Annotated in this window: 17 protein-coding genes and 1 riboswitch; of the genes, 8 read left to right on the forward strand and 9 right to left on the reverse strand. The window is 60.1% G+C overall.

Annotated features, from left to right (window positions below):
* Nucleotides 1-75 precede the first annotated feature (75 nt).
* A complete protein-coding gene (locus tag AC1ROR_RS14310; RefSeq protein WP_498589781.1) occupies nt 76-1,620 on the forward strand; it encodes a glycerol-3-phosphate dehydrogenase in 1,545 nt (514 codons plus the stop codon).
* Between the two features lie 19 nt (nt 1,621-1,639).
* Here AC1ROR_RS14310 and AC1ROR_RS14315 read toward each other — a convergent pair whose 3' ends face one another.
* Nucleotides 1,640-2,875, reverse strand: coding sequence for an ROK family protein (locus AC1ROR_RS14315; protein WP_498589782.1), 1,236 nt, complete (start codon nt 2,873-2,875; stop codon nt 1,640-1,642).
* A 241-nt stretch (nt 2,876-3,116) separates the two neighbouring features.
* Here AC1ROR_RS14315 and xylF point away from each other — a divergent pair, with 241 nt between their 5' ends.
* The 4 genes from xylF (at nt 3,117) to metE (ending at nt 9,175) form a co-directional block, all read left to right on the forward strand.
* Nucleotides 3,117-4,157, forward strand: coding sequence for a D-xylose ABC transporter substrate-binding protein (xylF, locus tag AC1ROR_RS14320; protein WP_035222640.1), 1,041 nt, complete (start codon nt 3,117-3,119; stop codon nt 4,155-4,157).
* A gap of 189 nt (nt 4,158-4,346) precedes the next feature.
* Nucleotides 4,347-5,651, forward strand: coding sequence for a sugar ABC transporter permease (locus tag AC1ROR_RS14325; RefSeq protein WP_374701182.1), 1,305 nt, complete (start codon nt 4,347-4,349; stop codon nt 5,649-5,651).
* An 18-nt stretch (nt 5,652-5,669) separates the two neighbouring features.
* Nucleotides 5,670-6,452, forward strand: a complete 783-nt coding sequence (locus AC1ROR_RS14330) for an ATP-binding cassette domain-containing protein (RefSeq protein WP_035222645.1) — start codon at nt 5,670-5,672, stop codon at nt 6,450-6,452.
* A gap of 61 nt (nt 6,453-6,513) precedes the next feature.
* Nucleotides 6,514-6,729: riboswitch (cobalamin riboswitch) on the forward strand.
* Between the two features lie 100 nt (nt 6,730-6,829).
* Nucleotides 6,830-9,175: a 5-methyltetrahydropteroyltriglutamate--homocysteine S-methyltransferase gene (gene metE / locus AC1ROR_RS14335; RefSeq protein WP_498589783.1), complete on the forward strand. Its 2,346-nt coding sequence runs from the start codon at nt 6,830-6,832 to the stop codon at nt 9,173-9,175.
* A 186-nt stretch (nt 9,176-9,361) separates the two neighbouring features.
* Here the strand turns inward: metE and AC1ROR_RS14340 are convergent, their stop codons facing one another.
* The 7 genes from AC1ROR_RS14340 to AC1ROR_RS14370 form a co-directional block, all read right to left on the reverse strand.
* Nucleotides 9,362-9,595: a hypothetical protein gene (locus AC1ROR_RS14340; protein ID WP_498589784.1), complete on the reverse strand. Its 234-nt coding sequence runs from the start codon at nt 9,593-9,595 to the stop codon at nt 9,362-9,364.
* Between the two features lie 94 nt (nt 9,596-9,689).
* Nucleotides 9,690-10,127, reverse strand: coding sequence for a helix-turn-helix domain-containing protein (locus AC1ROR_RS14345; protein ID WP_498589785.1), 438 nt, complete (start codon nt 10,125-10,127; stop codon nt 9,690-9,692).
* Nucleotides 10,128-10,263: 136 nt separating this feature from the next.
* Complete coding sequence (locus AC1ROR_RS14350) at nt 10,264-11,406, reverse strand: hypothetical protein (RefSeq protein WP_498589786.1); 1,143 nt, start codon at nt 11,404-11,406, stop codon at nt 10,264-10,266.
* Nucleotides 11,403-12,113 (reverse strand): TfuA-like protein, encoded by a 711-nt coding sequence (locus AC1ROR_RS14355; protein ID WP_498589787.1) that lies wholly within the window; start codon nt 12,111-12,113, stop codon nt 11,403-11,405. Before AC1ROR_RS14355 ends, AC1ROR_RS14350 begins: the two co-directional genes overlap by 4 nt.
* On the reverse strand, nt 12,113-13,321 hold the full coding sequence (locus AC1ROR_RS14360) for a YcaO-like family protein (RefSeq protein ID WP_498590041.1): 1,209 nt from the start codon (nt 13,319-13,321) through the stop codon (nt 12,113-12,115). The genes AC1ROR_RS14355 and AC1ROR_RS14360 overlap by 1 nt, the downstream gene beginning before the upstream one ends.
* A 16-nt stretch (nt 13,322-13,337) precedes the next feature.
* On the reverse strand, nt 13,338-13,766 hold the full coding sequence (locus tag AC1ROR_RS14365; protein ID WP_035222655.1) for a hypothetical protein: 429 nt from the start codon (nt 13,764-13,766) through the stop codon (nt 13,338-13,340).
* Between the two features lie 8 nt (nt 13,767-13,774).
* A complete protein-coding gene (locus AC1ROR_RS14370; protein ID WP_498589788.1) occupies nt 13,775-15,727 on the reverse strand; it encodes a BTAD domain-containing putative transcriptional regulator in 1,953 nt (650 codons plus the stop codon).
* 172 nt (nt 15,728-15,899) lie between these two features.
* Between AC1ROR_RS14370 and AC1ROR_RS14375 the strand changes: the two genes are divergently transcribed.
* Together AC1ROR_RS14375 and AC1ROR_RS14380 are read left to right on the forward strand one after the other, a co-directional pair.
* Nucleotides 15,900-16,391 (forward strand): hypothetical protein, encoded by a 492-nt coding sequence (locus AC1ROR_RS14375; protein ID WP_080837970.1) that lies wholly within the window; start codon nt 15,900-15,902, stop codon nt 16,389-16,391.
* 163 nt (nt 16,392-16,554) lie between these two features.
* A complete protein-coding gene (locus tag AC1ROR_RS14380) occupies nt 16,555-16,896 on the forward strand; it encodes a hypothetical protein (RefSeq protein WP_498589789.1) in 342 nt (113 codons plus the stop codon).
* Between the two features lie 8 nt (nt 16,897-16,904).
* Here the strand turns inward: AC1ROR_RS14380 and AC1ROR_RS14385 are convergent, their stop codons facing one another.
* The gene (locus tag AC1ROR_RS14385) at nt 16,905-18,044 is read right to left on the reverse strand and encodes an ROK family transcriptional regulator (RefSeq protein ID WP_498589790.1); all 1,140 of its coding nucleotides are present in this window, start codon (nt 18,042-18,044) and stop codon (nt 16,905-16,907) included.
* A gap of 93 nt (nt 18,045-18,137) precedes the next feature.
* On the opposite strand from AC1ROR_RS14385, the gene AC1ROR_RS14390 reads away from it, so the two are divergent.
* The gene (locus tag AC1ROR_RS14390) at nt 18,138-19,511 is read left to right on the forward strand and encodes an ABC transporter substrate-binding protein (RefSeq protein WP_498589791.1); all 1,374 of its coding nucleotides are present in this window, start codon (nt 18,138-18,140) and stop codon (nt 19,509-19,511) included.
* Nucleotides 19,512-19,542: the final 31 nt, after the last annotated feature.

Genomic DNA, 19,542 nt, shown 5'->3' on the forward strand with positions numbered 1-19,542 from the left:
GTTTTGTTTTCGTTTTTATGGCAATTGTCTTTCAACGATGGGGACGCGATCCCCCGACGCTGTCGTGGAGGCTCTATGTCCGGCGAGAATATTTTCGATCTTTTTGTCATCGGTGGCGGCATCAATGGCTGCGGCATTGCCCGCGATGCCGTGGGCAGGGGCTATTCCGTGGCGCTTGCGGAAAAGGGTGATTTCGCTTCGGGCACGTCTTCCGCCGCCACCAAGCTCATTCATGGCGGCCTGCGTTATCTCGAACATTACGAGTTTCGTCTGGTGCGCGAAGCGCTGATGGAGCGGGAAATCCTCTGGGCCATGGCCCCGCATGTCATCTGGCCCATGCGTTTCGTTTTGCCCATCCAGAAAGGCGGCGTGCGCCCGGCATGGATGGTGCGGCTCGGCCTGTTTCTTTATGACAATCTCGGCGGCCGCAAGCTTCTGCCGGCGACCCGCACGCTCGATCTTCGCAAGGACCCGGCGGGCAAGCCGCTGAAGCCGGCTTTCGCCAGGGCTTTCGAATATTCCGACGGCTGGGTGGATGATGCCCGTTTCGTGGTTCTCAACGCGCGCGATGCGGCTAATCGCGGCGCGACGATCATGAACCGCACACGGGTCGTTTCGGCGCGGCGCGAAGGCGGGTTGTGGCTCATTGAGACGCTGGATGAAAAAACCGGACGCATGGCCACGCACAAGGCGCGTATGCTGGTCAATGCCGCCGGCCCCTGGGTTGACAAGGTGCTTTCCGGCGTCTTCGGCCGCAACGACGTGCATAATGTCCGGCTCGTTCAGGGCAGCCATATCATCGTGCGCAGGAAGTTTTCCGACCCGCGCGCCTATTTCTTCCAGAACCCTGATAACCGCATCATCTTCGCCATTCCCTATGAGCGCGATTTCACGCTGATCGGCACCACGGACCGCGATTACAAGGGTGATCCGGCCAGCGTTCGCATCTCCGAGGAGGAGATTTCCTATCTCTGCAACGCGGCCAGCGAATATTTCAGTGAGCCGGTTCGGCCGGAAGATATCGTCTGGACCTATTCCGGCGTGAGGCCGCTATTTGATGACGGCGCTTCGAAAGCGCAGGAAGCGACGCGCGATTATGTGCTGAAAGTGGAAGAGGGGGAAGGCGAAGCGCCGCTCCTCAATATTTTCGGTGGCAAGCTGACCACCTATCGGCGACTGGCGGAACATGCGCTGGAAAAGATCGGCGCGGCGATTGGCGAAAAGGGTAAGCCGTGGACGGCGGGTTCGCATCTTCCCGGCGGCGATTTCGGCGCCCAAAGATATGAGGCGCAGGTGCAGGCGCTTGTCTCCCGTTATCCCTTCCTCGATGGCCGTCATGCCGAGCGGCTTGTCAGAAACTACGGCACCAAGGCAGCGGAACTATTGGGCAGCGCCACCGATGTCTCCGGCCTCGGCCGGCATTTCGGCGGTACGCTCTATGAATGCGAGGTGCGCTGGCTGATCGAGCACGAATGGGCCTGCGCGGCCGAGGACATTCTCTGGCGACGCACGAAACAGGGTCTGCGCCTGAGCAAGGACGAGGCCGCCGGTCTGGATGCATTCTTGGCAACACTGACGGGTGGCGAGGAAAAGGCTGAAGCCGTGGCGGAGCGCGCCTGAGCATCCGCCGCCGGCCTCGTCAGTTCCCGGAATTCCTTCCCGCTCTCTCAGGGCCGTCAGCGCTCAGGATGTAGTCGTCGGCGGCCGAAAGCGCGTGCTCCATATGCCCTTCAAACACCAGCTCCGGTTCGTCGGGCGCAATGCCAATTTTTGGCATGCCGCCGAAACGTACTGCCTGCGATTGTGCAAGGCCGTCGTGAAGGCCGCTTTCCAGAAGATCGAAATAGCGTGTGCCGGGGCCGGTGATGAAAACCGGCATATGGCCATGCAGGCTGAACAGGCGCGAAAGACCGTTGCCGAGAGCAAGCCCGGCGGTGCGGAAGGCAAAACGCGCCATGCGCGCGCCGGCACGGGCTGAGGCGGCAATCTTGTCAACCTCGGCAACAGGGACGAATTTCGCCGGTTCGGCCTGCGGCGGCGCTTCGAAAGCGGAGCGCAGGATCGCATAAAACCCGGAATAGGCCTCGATACAGCCTCTTGTGCCGCAGCGGCACAGCGCGCCATCGGCGAGATGCAGCATGTGGCCGAAATTGGGAGCGCTGACCTCGATCGCCCCTTCGGTGCCGGTGCGGGCAATGCCCAGACCGATGCTATGGCCGAGCGAAAGGGTAACAAGCGCCTCCGGCGCCGGGCGTTCCTTCGCCTGCTCCCTCATCCAGATCGCTTTTGCGGCAAGCAGGGTTTCGTTGTTCAGCGTCACGCGGATACGGCCGTCCCCGGAAACCAATTGCTGGAAATCGATCCTTTCATTGCCGAGCACGGGTGACCAGATGAGGGTCGCCGTTGCGGCATCCACGAGCCCCTTGCTGCTGATCGATACCTGAAGAATATCGTACCGGTCGATGCGCGAGCGGTCCGCAAGCCTTGCCAGACCGGTCAGAATCGATTGTCCGAACGTGCCTTTTTCAGCCGCGATCCTTTGTTCGGTAAAGCGGTCCACCAGCTTGCCGGCGTAGTCGACCAGCGAATATTGCACGCTGTCGGACGAAATGATGATGATGGCGACGTGGCAATAGCCGCCGCGCGGCCCGAAGAGAATGCGCGGCCGTCCACGTCCGGCAGCGGCAAGCTGTTCTTTGCGCAAAATGAGGCCGGCACGTTCCAGTTCCATGGTAATGGCGGAAACGGTGGCGGAGGCAAGCCCGGTGAAGGACGACATCTCGGTATGGGAAAGGCTGCCATGCAGGCGCAGGGCCGCCATCACAGACAGGCTGTTTTTCTGGCGCACCAGTTCCGTACTTGCAATGGCGGACATGGGCTGGGGCCTGCTCCCTGAACGGCTTTTTCCTGTCGTGCTCCCTCTGTCTGATGGCGCATGCCACAGACAAGATCAAGACACCCGGATGCTGCCCGCGGCCGTTGTTGACAGCATTAGGAATCTCTGACATTAATTTTCTCGACTGTCGAGAAAATTGTGAAACCACAGAGACCGGCAGCTTTTTTCCGGGCGTTTTTCTGCATGGAGGTGCAGGTTTCGCCCTTACCGGGAGGACATCATGAATTCATTTGCCAAGCTTCTGGCGGGTACGGCCGTACTCGTTTCCCTGCACACTGCCGCCATGGCCGCTGATCTCGTCGTCGGCGTTTCCTGGTCGAATTTCCAGGAAGAGCGCTGGAAAACGGATGAGGCGGCCATCAAGGCGGCGCTCGACAAGGCCGGTGCGAAATATATTTCCGCCGACGCGCAATCATCGGCCGCAAAGCAGCTGACCGACGTGGAATCGCTGATTTCCCAGGGCGCCAACGCGCTGATCATCCTGGCGCAGGACAGCGACGCGATTGGCCCGGCCGTTGAAAAGGCCGTTGCCGAAGGTATCCCGGTCGTCGGTTACGACCGCCTGATCGAAAACCAGAACGCCTTCTACATCACCTTCGACAACAAGGAAGTCGGCCGTCTGCAGGCTGCCGAAGTCTTCAAGGTGAAGCCGGAAGGCAATTACGTCTTCATCAAGGGCTCCTCTTCCGATCCGAATGCGGACTTCCTGTTCGCGGGTCAGCAGGAAGTGCTGAAGGCCGCTATCGACGGCGGCAAGATCAAGAATGTCGGCGAAGCCTATACCGATGGCTGGAAGCCGGAAAATGCCCAGAAGAACATGGAACAGTTCCTGACCAAGAATAACAACAAGGTCGATGCAGTCGTCGCCTCGAATGACGGCACGGCCGGTGGCGCCATCGCCGCTCTCGCCGCGCAGGGCCTTGCAGGTTCGGTTCCCGTCTCTGGTCAGGATGCCGATTTCGCCGCGCTTAACCGTGTCGCGCTCGGCACGCAGACGGTGTCGGTCTGGAAGGACAGCCGTGAACTCGGCAAGGAAGCAGCCGGCATCGCACTGGAACTGGCCGGCGGCAAGAAGATGACCGAGATCAAGGGTGTCTCCACCTTTGAAGGCGGTCCGAAAAAAGTGAAGATGCAGTCGGTCTTCCTCAAGCCTATCGCCATCACGAAGGACAATCTGAACGTCGTCATCGACGCCGGCTGGATCAAGAAGGAAACGGCCTGCCAGGGCGTGAAGGCTAAAACGGTCAAAGCCTGCGATTGATCGAGTAGGTCCCGGTTCGGGCGCTGCGCCATGGCTCATGGCGCGGCGCCTTTAGAGCATTTCCAGGAAAAGTGGAGCCCGGTTTTCCCTTCGGAAATGCGCCAGAACAAAGATTTGGAGCGTTTTCGCGTTTAAGGAAAAAGCGAAAACGCTCTAAGATGTGAGGAGCACCGGCAGTTCATGGCCGATATGACCCAGTCCAATACTACAGCGTCGCAAAAGACGGAAAAAACAGGCTCGATAGCCCGTTTCATTAACGCCACGGAGCTTGATACCCGCCTGCTCGGCATGGTCGGCGCGCTTCTTCTGATCTGGATCGGATTTCATATCCTGTCCGGCGGCCTGTTCCTGACGCCGAGAAACCTCTGGAACCTCTCCGTGCAGACCGCCTCCGTGGCTGTCATGGCAACCGGCATGGTGCTCGTCATCGTCACCCGCAACATCGACCTTTCGGTCGGGTCGATCCTCGGTTTCTCCGGCATGATCATGGGTGTCATGCAGGCGGAAATCCTGCCGCAGATCCTCGGCTTCGAACATTGGGCGACGTGGATCGTCACGCTTCTGGTCGGCATTTTCGTCGGCGGCGCCATCGGCATGCTGCAGGGCTCCATCATCGCCTTCCTGAACGTGCCGTCCTTCATCGTTACGCTCGGCGGCCTGCTAGTCTGGCGCGGCGGCACCTGGTTCATCACCAGCGGCCGCACCGTGGCACCGATGGATTCCACCTTCCGCCTGATGGGCGGCGGCACCAGCGGCTCGATCGGCGCGACATGGAGCTGGATCGCAGCCGTCGTCGCCTGTGTCGCCATCGTTGCGGCCATCCTGAATTCCCGCCACCAACGCCGCCGTTTCGGTTTTCCGCTGCGGCCGGTCTGGGCCGAATATTTTCTGGTGGCGCTCGGCTGCCTCATCGTTATCGGTTTCGTGGCGGTAGTGAACAGCTATCCCTGGCCGGTCAACATCGCCCGCAACTATGCCGATGCCAATGGCATAACCTGGCCTGAAGGCGGTCTGTTCATTTCGCACGGCATCGCCATTCCGGTGCTGATGGCTCTTGCCGTCGGTGCGGTCATGACCTTCATCGCCACAAGGCTGCGCTTCGGCCGTTATGTCTTCGCCATCGGCGGCAATCCGGAAGCGGCGGAACTCGCCGGCATCAAGACCCGCTGGGTCACGGTGAAGATATTCACGCTGATGGGCGTTCTGTGCGCCATCGCCGCGGCCATCTCGACCGCCCGCCTCAATGCCGCCACCAATGCCCAGGGCGAGCTCGACGAGCTTTACACCATCGCGGCGGCCGTCATCGGCGGCACTTCGCTTGCCGGCGGTGTCGGAACCATAGCGGGCGCGATGCTCGGCGCGCTCGTCATGCAATCGCTGCAATCCGGCATGGTGCTGGTGGGCATCGATACGCCCTTCCAGCGCATCGTCGTCGGTGTGGTTCTGGTCGTCGCCGTCTGGCTCGACACCATCTACCGCGCCCGCGCCAAGTAAGAACCGAGGAGAACTCCTATGACGGACCAAGTCACGCCCCTCGTGGAAATGCGCAATATTTCCATTTCCTTCGGCGGTATCCATGCGGTGGAAAACGCATCTGTCGATCTTTTCCCCGGTGAGGTGGTTGCCCTTCTCGGCCATAATGGCGCGGGCAAATCGACGCTTATCAAAATCCTGTCGGGCGCATACCGGCGTGATGGCGGCGATATTCTCATCAATGGCGAGGATGCGGATATCCGCAATCCCCGCGACGCCAAGAAATACGGCATTGAAACCATCTACCAGACGCTGGCCGTGGCCGATAATGTCGATGCGGCCGCCAATCTCTATCTCGGTCGTGAGCTGAAGACGAAATGGGGCACACTTGACGATGTCGCCATGGAAGCCTCGGCCCGCGAGGTGATGGGGCGTCTCAACCCCAATTTCCGGCGGTTCAAGGAGCCGGTGAAGGCGTTGTCCGGCGGCCAGCGACAGTCCGTCGCCATTGCCCGCGCCATTCTGTTCGATGCCCGCATCCTCATCATGGACGAGCCGACGGCCGCACTCGGGCCGCAGGAAACGGCGCAGGTGGGCGATCTCGTCAAGGAGCTGAAACGGCAGGGCATCGGCATCTTCCTCATCAGCCATGATATTCACGACGTCTTCGATCTGGCCGACAGGGTCTTCGTAATGAAGAACGGCAAGGTGGTGGGCCATGCCCGGACAGAGGATGTCACCAAGGACGAGGTTCTCGGCATGATCATTCTGGGCAAGGTGCCGCCCGGTGCGGTGCCGGGGCCGGGTGCGGTCGCGCTCTGAGTTCATAGAAATAAAGATATAAAGATTTCTTTATGTCTATTGACATCGTGACGCCCGTGGTGAGAAATGCGGGTGTCATGGTTCTCCGGGCCTGATATTTCAATCCCGGAGCTAAGAGGGAATCCGGTGCGCCGTTTTATCGGCAAGACCGGAGCTGCCCCCGCAACTGTAAGCGGCGAGCCTTTGTCCATCCACGTCACTGGGGTGAAAGCCCCGGGAAGACGGACAAAGGCGACGACCCGTAAGCCAGGAGACCTGCCAGGACAAAATAACGTCCACGGGCGGGGTGTCCCGGTGGTTGCTGCAATGGTCCGGCAAAGGCCGGGCCTGCACGCGTCCGCTTTACCCATGCCCCCACAACCAAATGGGGTATGACAATGCCAAACAAGACCATTCCAGTCGCATCGCTCGGTTTTCCGAGGATCGGACGCCATCGTGAACTGAAGTTCGCGCTTGAAGGCTTCTGGTCCGGAAAGATTTCCGAGACGGAACTGCGCGAAACCGCCACCCGGCTGCGCGCCGAAAATTGGGCGCTTCAGCGTGAGAAGGGGATCACCCACATCCCCTCCAACGATTTTTCCTTCTACGATCATGTCCTCGATACGGCCGTGATGGTGGGCGCCATTCCATCCCTCTACGGATGGACGGACGGAGAGGTTCCCCTGTCGACCTATTTCGCCATGGCGCGCGGCAGCGAGAGCGAAGGCCATGCAGGTTGCGGCCATGCGCATGGACATTCCCATCACGCACAGGGTGTTCCGGCGCTGGAAATGACCAAATGGTTCGACACCAATTATCACTACATGGTGCCGGAGATTTCAGAGGATCAGCATTTCGTGCTCACCTCACAAAAGCCCGTTGACCACTTCCTTGAGGCGAAGGCGCTCGGCATCCACACGCGTCCAGTCATTCTCGGCCCGGTCACGTTCCTGAAACTTGCCAAGGCACGTGGGACAGCGTTCAAGCCGCTCGATCTGCTGGCAAGGCTGCTGCCGGTCTATGAAGAACTGCTGCGCCGGCTGCGGGCTGCCGGCGCGGACTGGGTGCAGATCGACGAACCGGTTGCCGCTCTGGACCTTTCCGAGGGTGAACGCCATGCGCTTACCGTGAGCTATCAGGCTTTGTCGAAAGCCGCGCCGGATCTGAAAATCCTCGTCGCGACCTATTTCGGTGGTCTTGAGGATAATCTGGAGGCTGTCGCAGCGCTTCCGGTCGCGGGTCTTCATATTGATCTGGTGCGTGCGCCGGGTGAGTTTGAGGTGGTGCTGAAGGCTTTGCCCGCAAGCCGTGTCCTGTCGCTCGGCGTCATCGACGGTCGCAACATCTGGCGCGCAGATCTCGCCGCGATCATCGACCGGTTGGAAACCGCCATTGCCGAACGCGGCGTGGAGGCGTTTCAAATCGCGTCGTCCTGCTCGCTGTTGCATGTTCCGGTCGATCTCGAACTGGAGACCGGCCTCGATGCCGATCTGAAAAGCTGGCTGTCCTTCGCCACCCAGAAACTCGGCGAACTTGCCACGCTCGGCAGGGCGCTTGGCGAGGGCAGGGCCGCAGTCGCGGTGGAGCTGGCGGCTGCCTCCGGGGCCGTCGCCGCACGTGCATCCTCGCCAAAGGTAACGGACCCCGCCGTGCAGAACCGTATCGCGATGATTGCTGAGGCCGACAAGAAGCGGGCGAGCGCATTTGCCGAGCGGCAGAAGGTGCAGTCGCAGGCTATTGCGCTGCCGCTTTTCCCGACAACCACCATCGGCTCCTTCCCGCAGACGCCGGAGGTGCGAAAGGCCCGCTCTGCAAATTCGAAGGGCGCGCTGACCGATGCGCAATATGAAAAATTCCTGCAGAAGGAAACCGAAGCGACCATCCGCTGGCAGGAGGAAATCGGCCTCGACGTCCTCGTTCACGGCGAGTTCGAGCGCAATGACATGGTGCAATATTTCGGCGAGCAGCTTTCCGGTTTCGCCTTTACCCAGCATGCGTGGGTGCAGAGCTACGGCTCGCGTTACGTGCGCCCGCCGATCATTTTCGGCGATGTGTCGCGACCGAGGCCGATGACGGTCCGCTGGTGGGAATATTCCCAGTCACTGACCGAAAAGCCGGTCAAGGGCATGTTGACGGGACCGGTGACGATCCTCAACTGGTCCTTCGTTCGCGATGATATCGCCAGAAGCCTGACCTGCCGGCAGATCGCGCTCGCCATCCGCGACGAGGTCAATGATCTCGAGGCAGCCGGGGCGAAGATGATCCAGATCGATGAGGCGGCGCTGCGTGAGGGCCTGCCGCTTCGGCATCGGGACTGGCAGGATTATCTCGACTGGGCGGTGGAATCCTTCCGTATTTGCTCAAGCGGTGTTGAGGACCGGACGCAGGTTCACACCCATATGTGCTATTCGGAGTTCAACCAGATCATCGATGCCATCGCGGCCATGGATGCGGACGTGATCTCCATCGAGACCTCGCGGTCGAAGATGGAACTGCTGGACGCCTTCCGGACTTACAAATATCCGAACCAGATTGGCCCCGGCGTTTACGACATCCATTCGCCGCGCGTGCCGGCCGTGGGAGAAATGGTCGATCTCCTGGCGCTGGCGCGGCAGCGGCTTGACGACCGGCAGCTCTGGATCAATCCGGATTGCGGCCTGAAAACCCGCAAATGGGAAGAGGTGAGGCCCGCGCTCGTCAACATGGTCGCCGCGGCCGCCGAACTTCGCCGGGCAGTGCCCTGATATGAAGCGAGGCCCGGCAAAACCGGGCCTCGCTTGCATGAAGAAAAATTGGGGAGGGGTATATGTCCGGCAGGATGGAGCCGGCCGGACCGGAAAACCGAAGAACGATCCCGAGCGTCTGCGACTGGAGGTCGGTGTGGACGCTCGCTCGATTCGTGGTCTATGCCATTGCTGCCCCGGAGGCTTTCAATGCAGATCGGTGGATGCGAAACCGCTGCCGTTCAGCTCTGCGCCTGCCGGCGGCAGACCGTGCTGATTGATGTCCTGGGCCAGCGATAACAACGCCATTTCGAGGAAATAGGTCGACATGCCCAGATCCATGGATTTCGAACGCTGGCAAAGATAGGAAACCATCCTACCAAGCGCGAGAATCTCGTCTGCATTGTCCTGTTCAAGTATTGCTGTGGTAGACGCCGCCATGCTTCCCTCTCGACAATCGACAGTATGAAAACGCGTTGATATTGCGTTGTTCATTTTCGACCACATCGAGCGTCACGCGAGCGTCACACCTGCGTCAATCATCGTTTTTGTTTGCCGGCACAGCCGCATTTTCCGCCGTTTCGGTCGCAGCGAGCGATGTGACGAGTGCAACAATGCTTCTACGGACAGAGGTGCTCTTGATCCGCGAGAATGCCTGGTTCAGCGAAAAGCCTTCATTCGAAGCGACGAATGTCTGCATGGCATTGATCGTACCAAGCGCCGGATTGGCGACGCCGCCATCGGGCGTTGCATTGGCGAACAGGGAGCTGACATCGACACCGAGAACCGACGCAATCGCCTGCAGACGGGACGCGCCGACGCGATTGGCGCCCTTTTCGTACTTCTGAACTTGCTGGAAGGTAATTCCCAATCGACCCGCCAGCGCACTCTGACTCATGCCGAGCGACTTGCGGCGCATTCTGATCTGTGCGCCCACATGTACGTCGATCGGGCTGGGTAGTTTGGCCTGCATATTGAATTCCTCCAGTTGTGAGGTCTTAAATCGGATAATTATCAATTAATATTGTTGAAGGTATACATTCAACACAATTTCCACGGGTATTGTAGCTCACTATTGGCAAAATAGCGCGGTTTTTCTTTTGCCAACCCTATACGGGATCACGATTTATCACCTTGGTTGCGCAGCGCAGTGCTCCGTTGCGGCTTGCCAGATGGCTCCACCCGGCCACGCCAATAACGTGAAATCCAAGGCTCTCCCATATGTGCCGGTTTTCATTGTCGAACTCCTCGACCATCTCCATGTCGCCGAAATGCGGGAGCCAGACAAATGGCCGTTTTTGACCGGACCGTGTGACATTCTCCAGAAAGACGTTGTTGTAAAGCCGGGGGAGGCATTTATTCGTATCGATGGCGGGTAAGATCGGAATGGGATTTCTTATAATCGCAAAGCCTTGCCGCGCCAGCGAAAGAGCCGATGCGTCCAGTTTCCGTTTCAGCTCCATGGCGGCACGGCTGGCGCAATCGCCAGGTGCGACCGGATCGGCGACAAGCAGCAGCGGATGACCATCCCGGTTCAGGCCCGTAACCGAAACGAACTGATCGACATGGAAACCGCATTGATGCATTTTTCCGCCGGGGATTGCCGGGGCGGAAGCCTTTACCGTGGAGGGATCCGACCACGCCGAGGCATTGCCTAAGTCTTCCGGCCGATATCCGAAACTGTGCACGGCCCTGCCGTCAAGCGCCTGAACCTGCTGCCGCCTTTCGCTGCGGTCGCTTAAGGCGCTCCTGCCGAACCCCCTGTCATCCTGCAGGCTGGAATGGCCCACCAGCCGAAAGTCAGGGCCAACCAGCTGGTTGCCGCCCGGCAAAACCACATCAGTGACGGTCGCTGCAAGCCCCAGGCAATCGGCAAGCGCATCGGCGACAGCATTTGCCGCTGTCACAACCAGTTCGGCCGCAGCTTCCCCATTGGTCCGGACATGGAACATATCCTGTATCCAGGGATGCGAAACGCCGGTGTTTCCATCAATTGGAACCAGCACAGCGCCGGAGCGGATTTCCAGCCTGTCCAGCCAGTTTTGCGCCGGCTCCAGACTGATGCGATCGATAAGAATGAGCGTCGCCACATCGCGAGGCAGTCCCGATAGCAGGTTTCTGATCGGAACGAGCGTTGACACGATATTGTCAGACCCGTCATTCGCAAAAAAAGATGCGGGCAACGCAAGCGCGATGGTACGGATCAGCCCGCCGCAATCGGGCACCAGAGACCGGGACCGGATGGCGGTCAAGACGCTGTTTCTCCCGCTGTTCGCTGCGTGGCCAATTGCTGAAAAAACACCGTGTTCTGGAATTTCCATGATAGAGCCGGAGGAGGCAGCTGGTGGCCGCCAATTATCGCCAGAAGTCTGGCCGCGTCATTTCGTTTGACGGAAACTGCCTTCTTCGCCAGCAAATTTGCGGTTTCGGACCCTCTACCGGCCTCGGTTGTGATGGTACGCCATGTTCTGCGGGTAAAATGCAGTTTGCGGGCAGCGCGGAGCAGGGCGTCGTGTTCCTCCGGCTCCATTTCGGCGCGGCACGCTTCCAGCGTCGCTTCGGCATCGACCAGCGCAATCGTCAGCGGGCGATAATCAAGTTCGCCGGGCGCGTGGCTCACCGCCACATCGGCATCGGAAAAACGCTGCCCATCGCGATAGGCTTCGAAGATTTCCCCAATGCCGGCCATGCCGAAGGCCGCACATTCCGCAGCCCTCAGAGCGCCCATGCTGGCGGCGCCGAGAACGGTGACACCGGCTGAGAGTGCATGGAGGATTTCCTTGTGCCAGACGGCGGCACAATCACCATAAAGACCGTCGATCAGCCCGATCACGCGCGCACCCTGCCGGACCGCATCGAAAATGTCCCCGCATGCCGCCGGTCCGCGCAGATCGAAACCGGAAAGGCGGTCGGGGGCGATGCCGTGGATGGATGGGCCTGCAAAAATGACGGGCTTCATCAAAGCCCTCCGATGTTGAGGAGACCTTGAAGCGCCCGCTGCGATATGTGTTGCAGGCCGCCACCGGCCGGGGAGAGACCGCTTGCCAGAACCCGCACCACATGCAGGCCGGAGACGTCCGTTTCCAGCGGGAAGACATAGATATCCTCGATCCCGCCGGAGAACAGATGTTCCGCAAGCTTTCGCCATTGTGGCAAGGACGGATCGCCATGGGCAAGATTGAGATTGACCGGGGCCGCTCGCGCTCCTGATCCCGCATGGCCTGCGGAAGACATGTCCCGCTGGTAGCGCAGAGGAGAGAGGTCGTCCCTTGCGCCGCTAATATCCGTCAAACGCGATTGTATTGCCTCCAGCAGGGCGGCAATTGCCGCGTCATAGGCGCCTGGACGGCAGGCGGCGCCGGCAGCGCTGCGCGTTGCAAGCCCATCCTGCGTATGGACGGATCGGGGCAGGCTCGCCATCACCACCGGTACGCCAAGCGCATTGGTGAGATCGAAGAAGGATGGCGGCAGACCCATATCCGAAAGATGCTGAACGAGCGTGTCAAAGGAGGCATCGATACCGGCCGGAAACAGCAACGGTCGTGGAGCGACGGTGCGGGTTTCAAATGTATCGACGAGTAAGCAGGCGTCATTTTCAATGAGTTCGAGCAAGGCGTGGAGAACGGCATGGTCATGGTCGAAACCGGCGGCCAGACCCTGCGAACTCATGAGGAAGGCTTGCCGGTCCCAGGGGAAATCAGCGCGGAAATCCATGCCGACGAGTTCATAGGGAGCAAAAACGTCCCGCTGCTGGCGAATGGATGTGCCCTTTATCCAAGCGCGCTCATTTTGCAGATTGAGCATGTCCGGGTCGACCCGGCCGACCGTTTCGAATGGAACGAGTGGAACGCCCTTGTTCCGCATGTCCTGAATGGAACCGAAAACAGCAATATGTTTGCGGGTGTCCTCGGCGACCGCGCCTTCAATGGCCTCCATGACGGCCGAAAGCCGGGCCTGCCCTGCAACAAGACCCTTGCCCTGCGATACCGACAATCCGCGTGAATTGGGCCGCGTCGCGAACCAGACGGGTATGCCGATAATATCGAGACCGGTCACATCGCCAACGCGGGTGATCCCGAACCGCCGAAGCAGTTCGGGATCGAAGAACGAAGCGTCCGCATGTCTTGAAGCCGCTGTCGCTGAATTGGGAGCACCGGCAGCGGTCAAGGCTGCGGGACCGCCATCAGGGCGCCGCGTTGGTGTCGTCGGCAAGGATGGCGTCGAACAGTTCGCCGGTGATGGAACCGGCAGGGCCGACAGCCTTCAAAGCCGCTTCGATCGGCGCCTGCACCATGCGGTTGAAATCCCAGCCGGCATCGACCACTTCGCCGATAAAGGCGAAATCGGCCTCCGAAACCACGGCGCCACCGGCGACGAGGGCTTCGATGCCCTGGATCTGAACCTGATCCAGCTCGGTCTCGGGCTGGCCGTCCTGGCGAACGAGCATGGATTTTGCAGCCGCTGCAACGCGTGCATAGCCATCCACGCCGGGATGGGCGGCTTCATAGGCGGCAATCGTCTCATGCGATACGGACGCAACCCTGAGCGGCGCCGTGCGAATGAAGAGAACGCCGAAATCCTTTTTTCCGACAATGAAGAAATGCGAGGACATAATATCTCCTATTTGATCCCAGCTAATCGAAGAGCGTTATAGAACTTTTCATTCGCTATCGGGTCGCGGTCTGGAGACAGGCTGCTAATCTCCCTCGCCGTCATACCCGGATAGTTTTCCTGAAGCCTGCCGCCGGTTTCCCGGGCGGCGGCCAAATCGCCGTGCAGTGCATGGCTTGCGGTCAAGACGCGCAGCGCCGGCTCGTCATTCTCCATCCGCCCGCATAATTCCACTGCCGCGCCGTAATCTTCGCGTTTGAACGCGATGCTGGCGCCCGCCCACCAGTAGATGTCGGGCGCGAGCGGGTTGAGGTCGATGGCCTGCTGAAACTTTTCCCAGGCGATCTCCGCATCGCCGAAATGGGCGAGCGCATCGGCGTGCTGGAGCAAAAGATCGGCGGAGTTGGGCGCAAGCGCTTCGGCCTCGAAGAATTTTTCGGCGGATATGTCGAAATCCCGCTGATAGAGCGCCACCACCGCGCACATCCAGTGGCCGACGCCAAGGGCGGGGTCGATTTCGATGGAGGCGTCGGCCTCGGCCTTGGCGCGGTGCAGCAGGTGTGGGTCGTTGCCACCCAGCATCAGCCACTCCAGCTGCAGGCTCTGTGCCACGCGGGCACGGGCAACCGCCATGCTGTGGTCGATATCGACGGCCTTGCGGAACATCGAGCGGGCCCGCCGCAGCAGCGGCAGATCGCATTTGCCGCGCAGAAGCTGCTGGCCCTCCAGCAATTGCCGGTAGGCTTCGCCGCTATGATTGCGGTCGGGTTCCACCTGTAGCCGCTCGATCTCGCGGGCAAGTGCGGCTGCGACCTGTTTGGACAGGAGCCGGAAGGCGGCGTGAATCTGCCGCTCCGTCAAGACAGCTTCCAGCGACCAGACGATCTCGCCGGTCGCTTCCTCGATCAGGGCGACCGACATGCGGGTCTCATCGAAAACCGTCGACATGATGCGGTAATCCGCCCGCAACATGGCGTAGCTGTCGTCGGTGCGGTCGCGCGTCAGCGCAAAGGTGCTGTGCGGCGAAAGGACCGTGAAGGTCCGGTATCGGACCAGGCTGTTGGCGACATCCTCGACGAAGGCCTGCATCACCGGCGAGACCGGCAGCCCGTCCACCCGCGCCGGCCGGCCAAAGGCGACGCGCGGTTTTGCCGTGGCCTTTCGGCGGCTGCCCTCGTCTGGCTCATTGGGGGCAGCTATCGTCGAAGCCAGGCTTTGTATCCGGCGTCTCAACGCCACCGTTTCGGCTTCCGGAGAGCGCTCTTCCTGACGCAGCTGTTCCAGCAGAAGCTGGAAAACGCCTTCGCAGGCGCTGGTGTTTCCGATCCGCGCATAGGCCGCCATGGCGGCGCGGTAGGTTTCCTCGCGCTCCGGCTCGATCTTGAGGGCGCATTCGGCAAGCCTGCCAATGTCGTTCGAACTGGCGCGGCCGAAGCGCGTCAGCTCCTCGAGCAGTTGCATATAGCTTGAAAAGAACAGGTCCTTGAGGCGGCGTCGTTCCGATAGCAGCCAGAGATAAAGATGATCCTGCCCGGTCTCCAGCCCCTCCAGCAAATCGCCGCCGAATTCAAGCAGGGCGTGCAGCCGGCGCATCGGGTCTTCGGCCCGCGCACCGGCAAGGAAGATCGCAAGATCGGTGCGCTGCGCAAGCTTTCCGGCCTTCAGGTCGTTGCCTTCGGTCAGGAGAATCGCCTCGTCGCCATTGGGGAGCTTCTGAAGGCGCAGGATCAGCTGCCGCAGATTGCCAAGAGCCCTTTTCTGCTCGACATTTTCCCATAGGAGCGATGCGGCCTGCTGGCGGGAAAGCGACTGGTTCGGAGCAAGGATCAGGGCGGCGGTCAGGGCAAAGCCCTTGGACGGAAAAAAGGCGTCCCGCACCGCTTCACAGCGCGGGGTTCCAAAAAGCCGGATCGATATTAGTTCAGCGTGCCCAGCCACATTCGTCCCCTCATGATTCACCATCTAACAACGTGCCCGGGAAATTGAAAGTCATCATAGCGTTCCATTTGACGCTGGTGTGACGCGGGCTGGCTATTGTCGCAGACAGAAGCGTGGATGACGGGCGGAAAACAGCGAACATGCAGCGGGCAGGCATCGGGAATTTTCGAAATTGATTGCGTTTAACGGAAGCTACATGGCGTTCGAGCCGCGTATCGAACCTTACCAGCGTGCCGATGACGTCGGTTATGCGGTCAGCGAATTCATGTGGTTCAAGGGCCGTCCTTTCTATCCGGTCTCGGCGCTGGTTCACGCGAAAGTTGCCCATGCCAGGCTGTCGGCGGAGAAGAGCGACGACCAGGACGAGGACAATCTCGATATTCTCTTCCGCATGCCCGTCGTGGCAGGCGGGCATTTTTTCGAGATCGTCCTGCGCTCGAACGAAGGCACCTCCTATGGCGGCTGGCTGTGGGGGGAAGAACTGGAAATCCTGAACGAGGTCGTCAACGGCTATCGCGTTCTGGCGGGAAAATTCGACGACAGGTTGATCCGGTTCGAATATTCTAGGCGGTTTCAGCGCTACCGGACGGCCGAGCCGCTTCCGGTGGAGAAATCCGTCTTCCTGATCCAGCGGGAGGCCAAGCCTTACGCGGGAAAAAGGGAGTTTCCCGGAAGCCCGGCGCGGTAACCGCCGGGCGCCAATCGGCTCCGGGAGGGCGGAAAGGTGCGTGGAAGACGCGGTTCGACAGGTGCTGAGCGACGTGCGTGAAGCGCAAGCATGTCCGGTAAAGCCACGGCTTTATCGGAAATCTCGGGGGAATATTTTTATTTTTATTGTGTGGAAAATTATGATGCCCAATAGAAGTAACATGCGTAACAGGCGGGTGTCATCGCAGCTTTTCGCGGTGAATTGCGCATCCGACAACGGCGTCCTTTCCCGCGCGGAGAGCGCCGGCGATGAGCCACGCCCACCGGTTCACAACGACCGGCTTTATGTCGTGGGCGAGGCCGAGGTCAGAACGGGGCCTGTGCCGCGACCGCCGCAGGAGCGGGCGGGCGAAGAGGCCGGACTCGCAACCGAGATCAGCAATACCGTGGTCGATTCCGATATCCGGGCCGCCAAATGGGCCTGGGCGGTGCTGGTGATCGGGCATTGCTGGCTGATCTATTTCATGGTTCAGAATCTCGGCTGAGGCCATTTTTAGCCCGCCTCGCTGACACCATGCAGGATCATCGCTGCGGCGCCAAAGGCCACGGGATCTGTCGCCACGACCTCGGGCAACAGGATTTGGGGCTGTATCACCTTTGAACCGCTGAACGGGTCCGAGCGTTCGTAATCCAGCCATTGCGCCAGTCTCTCGCGTACCATGCGCGGCAAAGTGCCTCCGACAAAGATGGCTGTGGGGGCAAGGATGGCGCTGACGGCGAAGCCTAGACGGGCGACTTCGGGTCCCGCCCGCTGGAGCCACCCATCAAACACGGCGGAATTGCGGGACAGATAATCCGCCCAGATCTCTGGTGCGCGCCCGGAAGGTTTCTCACCCACATGCTCGAGACACCATGCGGCCAGATCTTCAAACGAAGGACGTGACGCGCCACGGCCGCGCAGGGCGCCAATCTCGCCGGCATTGCCGAGATAACCGCGAAAAAGCTCGTTCTTGATGATGATGCCGCCGCCGATCCCTTCGGACAGATAAAGATAGGCAAAGTTCTCATGCCCGGCCGTGTTGCCAAGCGTGAGCTCACCCATGGCGGCGGCATTCGCGTCGTTTTCGATGATGACCGGGCAACGTAGTGCCTCGCGCAGCATGGCGGAAAGGTCCGATCCCGCCCAGGAAATCACCTCCTCGGCAAGATCGAGCGACATGGCTTCCTTGCGAAAGCGGGTCGGCATGGCGATCGCTGCGCCGATGAGGTCGCTTCTATTGATCGCGTTTTTCGCAAGCAGTTCCTCGGATCCGTCCTGAAGCGCCCGCTGAACATCCGAGAACGCACCATAGGAGCCGCGCAGCTGCAATTCGCCGACGATCTCCCCACCGAAGTTCAAGAGCGTCAACATCACCGAATAGCGGTTGGCATGCGCGCCAAGGGCGTAGCCGACGGTTTTTTTGAGCGTGAGGTCGATATGCGGTGCACCGCGACCTTCCTGCCGGCGTGCGCCCTCCTCGATAATGCCGCGCTGAAGCAGATTGCGTGTCATCATGCTGACGGCTGCCGGGGTTATGTTGCAGTACTCGGCCAGTTCCACGCGTGAGGCCGAACCTTTGCGCCTGATATATCCCAGAAGCGCGCCCTGTGTTGCGCCAATGCCGGTCAATGCACCGTTTCGTCTGTCATCCAAGTTTCTGCTCTCCCAGCCTTATCTCCGGGAATGTCATAAAGCTGTAAATTAAGCAACTTAATTAAATAATCAGTTTCAACGGGAATGGATCCTATGTTCAAGTCTCTCTCCTTGGCGGCGACGGTGGCTCTCAGCGCGCTTTTGCCGGCTGTTGCCTTCGCCGAAGACATCAACATCAAGCTCTGGACACTTGCCGACAAGAACGCGCCCGGCCGCGTCACCAACATCGAGGCGGCCGCCGGCATCATGAACGCGCAGTTCAAGGCCGCAGGTGTCGACAAGCGCATCGTTATCGACATCAACAACAGCAGCGTACAGGGCTGGGATGCTTTCGCGCTGGATACGCTGAAGGCGTTTTCGGTGGGGCAGGGGCCGGATATTTACGTTCTGCCGCATGAGTGGATCGGCCAGTTCGCGCAGGACGGCTATGCGATGGCGATGGAAGACAGGATCGCTGCCACTCCGTGGGTCTATGGCGACATTCTGCCGGTTCTGTGGAATTCGGCCAAGGCGACGGACGGCAAGATTTACGGCATTCCGCAGGACGCGGAAATCCGCATGTTCTTCTACAACAAGGACATGCTGCGCAAGATCGGCAAGGATGAAGCCTTCATCGAGGGCCTGCCGGCCAAGGTCGATGCCGGCGAATTCACGCTCGATGATCTGACGGCGCTGTCGAAAGAAGTGGTTGATGGCAAGGCCGCGCAATATGGCATGCTGCACCGTCCGAATGTCGGCATCGATTATCTGATGGTGTTTCAGTCCTATGGCGTGAAGTTCATGGACGAAAAGACCGGCAAGCTGGTGTTCCCCAAGGCCGAGATGGCCAAGGCGCTCGGCTGGTACGAGCGTAATGCCAAGCAGGGCGTGACCCCGGTCGACAACACGGCCATGAGCTGGGAAGCGATCCAGACCGCATTCAAACAGGAGAAGGCCTTTATTTTCCACCAGGGCGTCTGGGCGGTTGCCTGGCAGGTGGGTGAAAAGAACGGCGCGACCTGGCCGACCGATGGCGAGGGATATTTCAACAAGATCGGCTGGATTTCCGCACCGGCCGCCGAAAAGGGCGGCAAACCTTCCAACCTGTCGCACCCGTTGCTCTACACCCTCAATCCAAAGAGCAAGAATGCCGACATCGCCGCCGATCTCGTGGCGCTCGCGACATTGCCCTATTTCAACAACGAGCATGCCGTGACCTCCTATCACACGGCGATCAGCAACGCCCAGACGGCGATGCCGAAATATCGCGATAACTGGGTTCTTTCCGCCGCGTCGCCGATGATGAAGGATGCGCAGTTCGTGCCCAACCACACCAAGTTCGGCAGCTATAACAAGGTGCTGTTCAGCGGTCTGCAGGCGGTTGAGACCGGCAAGATGACCGCTGCGCAGGCGGTCGATTTCATCGCCGACGAACTCGAACTGCAATTCGGCGCGGAAATCGAAATCCGCGAAGCCGCAAGCAACTGAGTTTGCCAGAAACCACGCCGCCCGGCCTTGC

The sequence above is a fragment of the Agrobacterium sp. GW821-FHT14E08 genome (assembly GCF_058803865.1).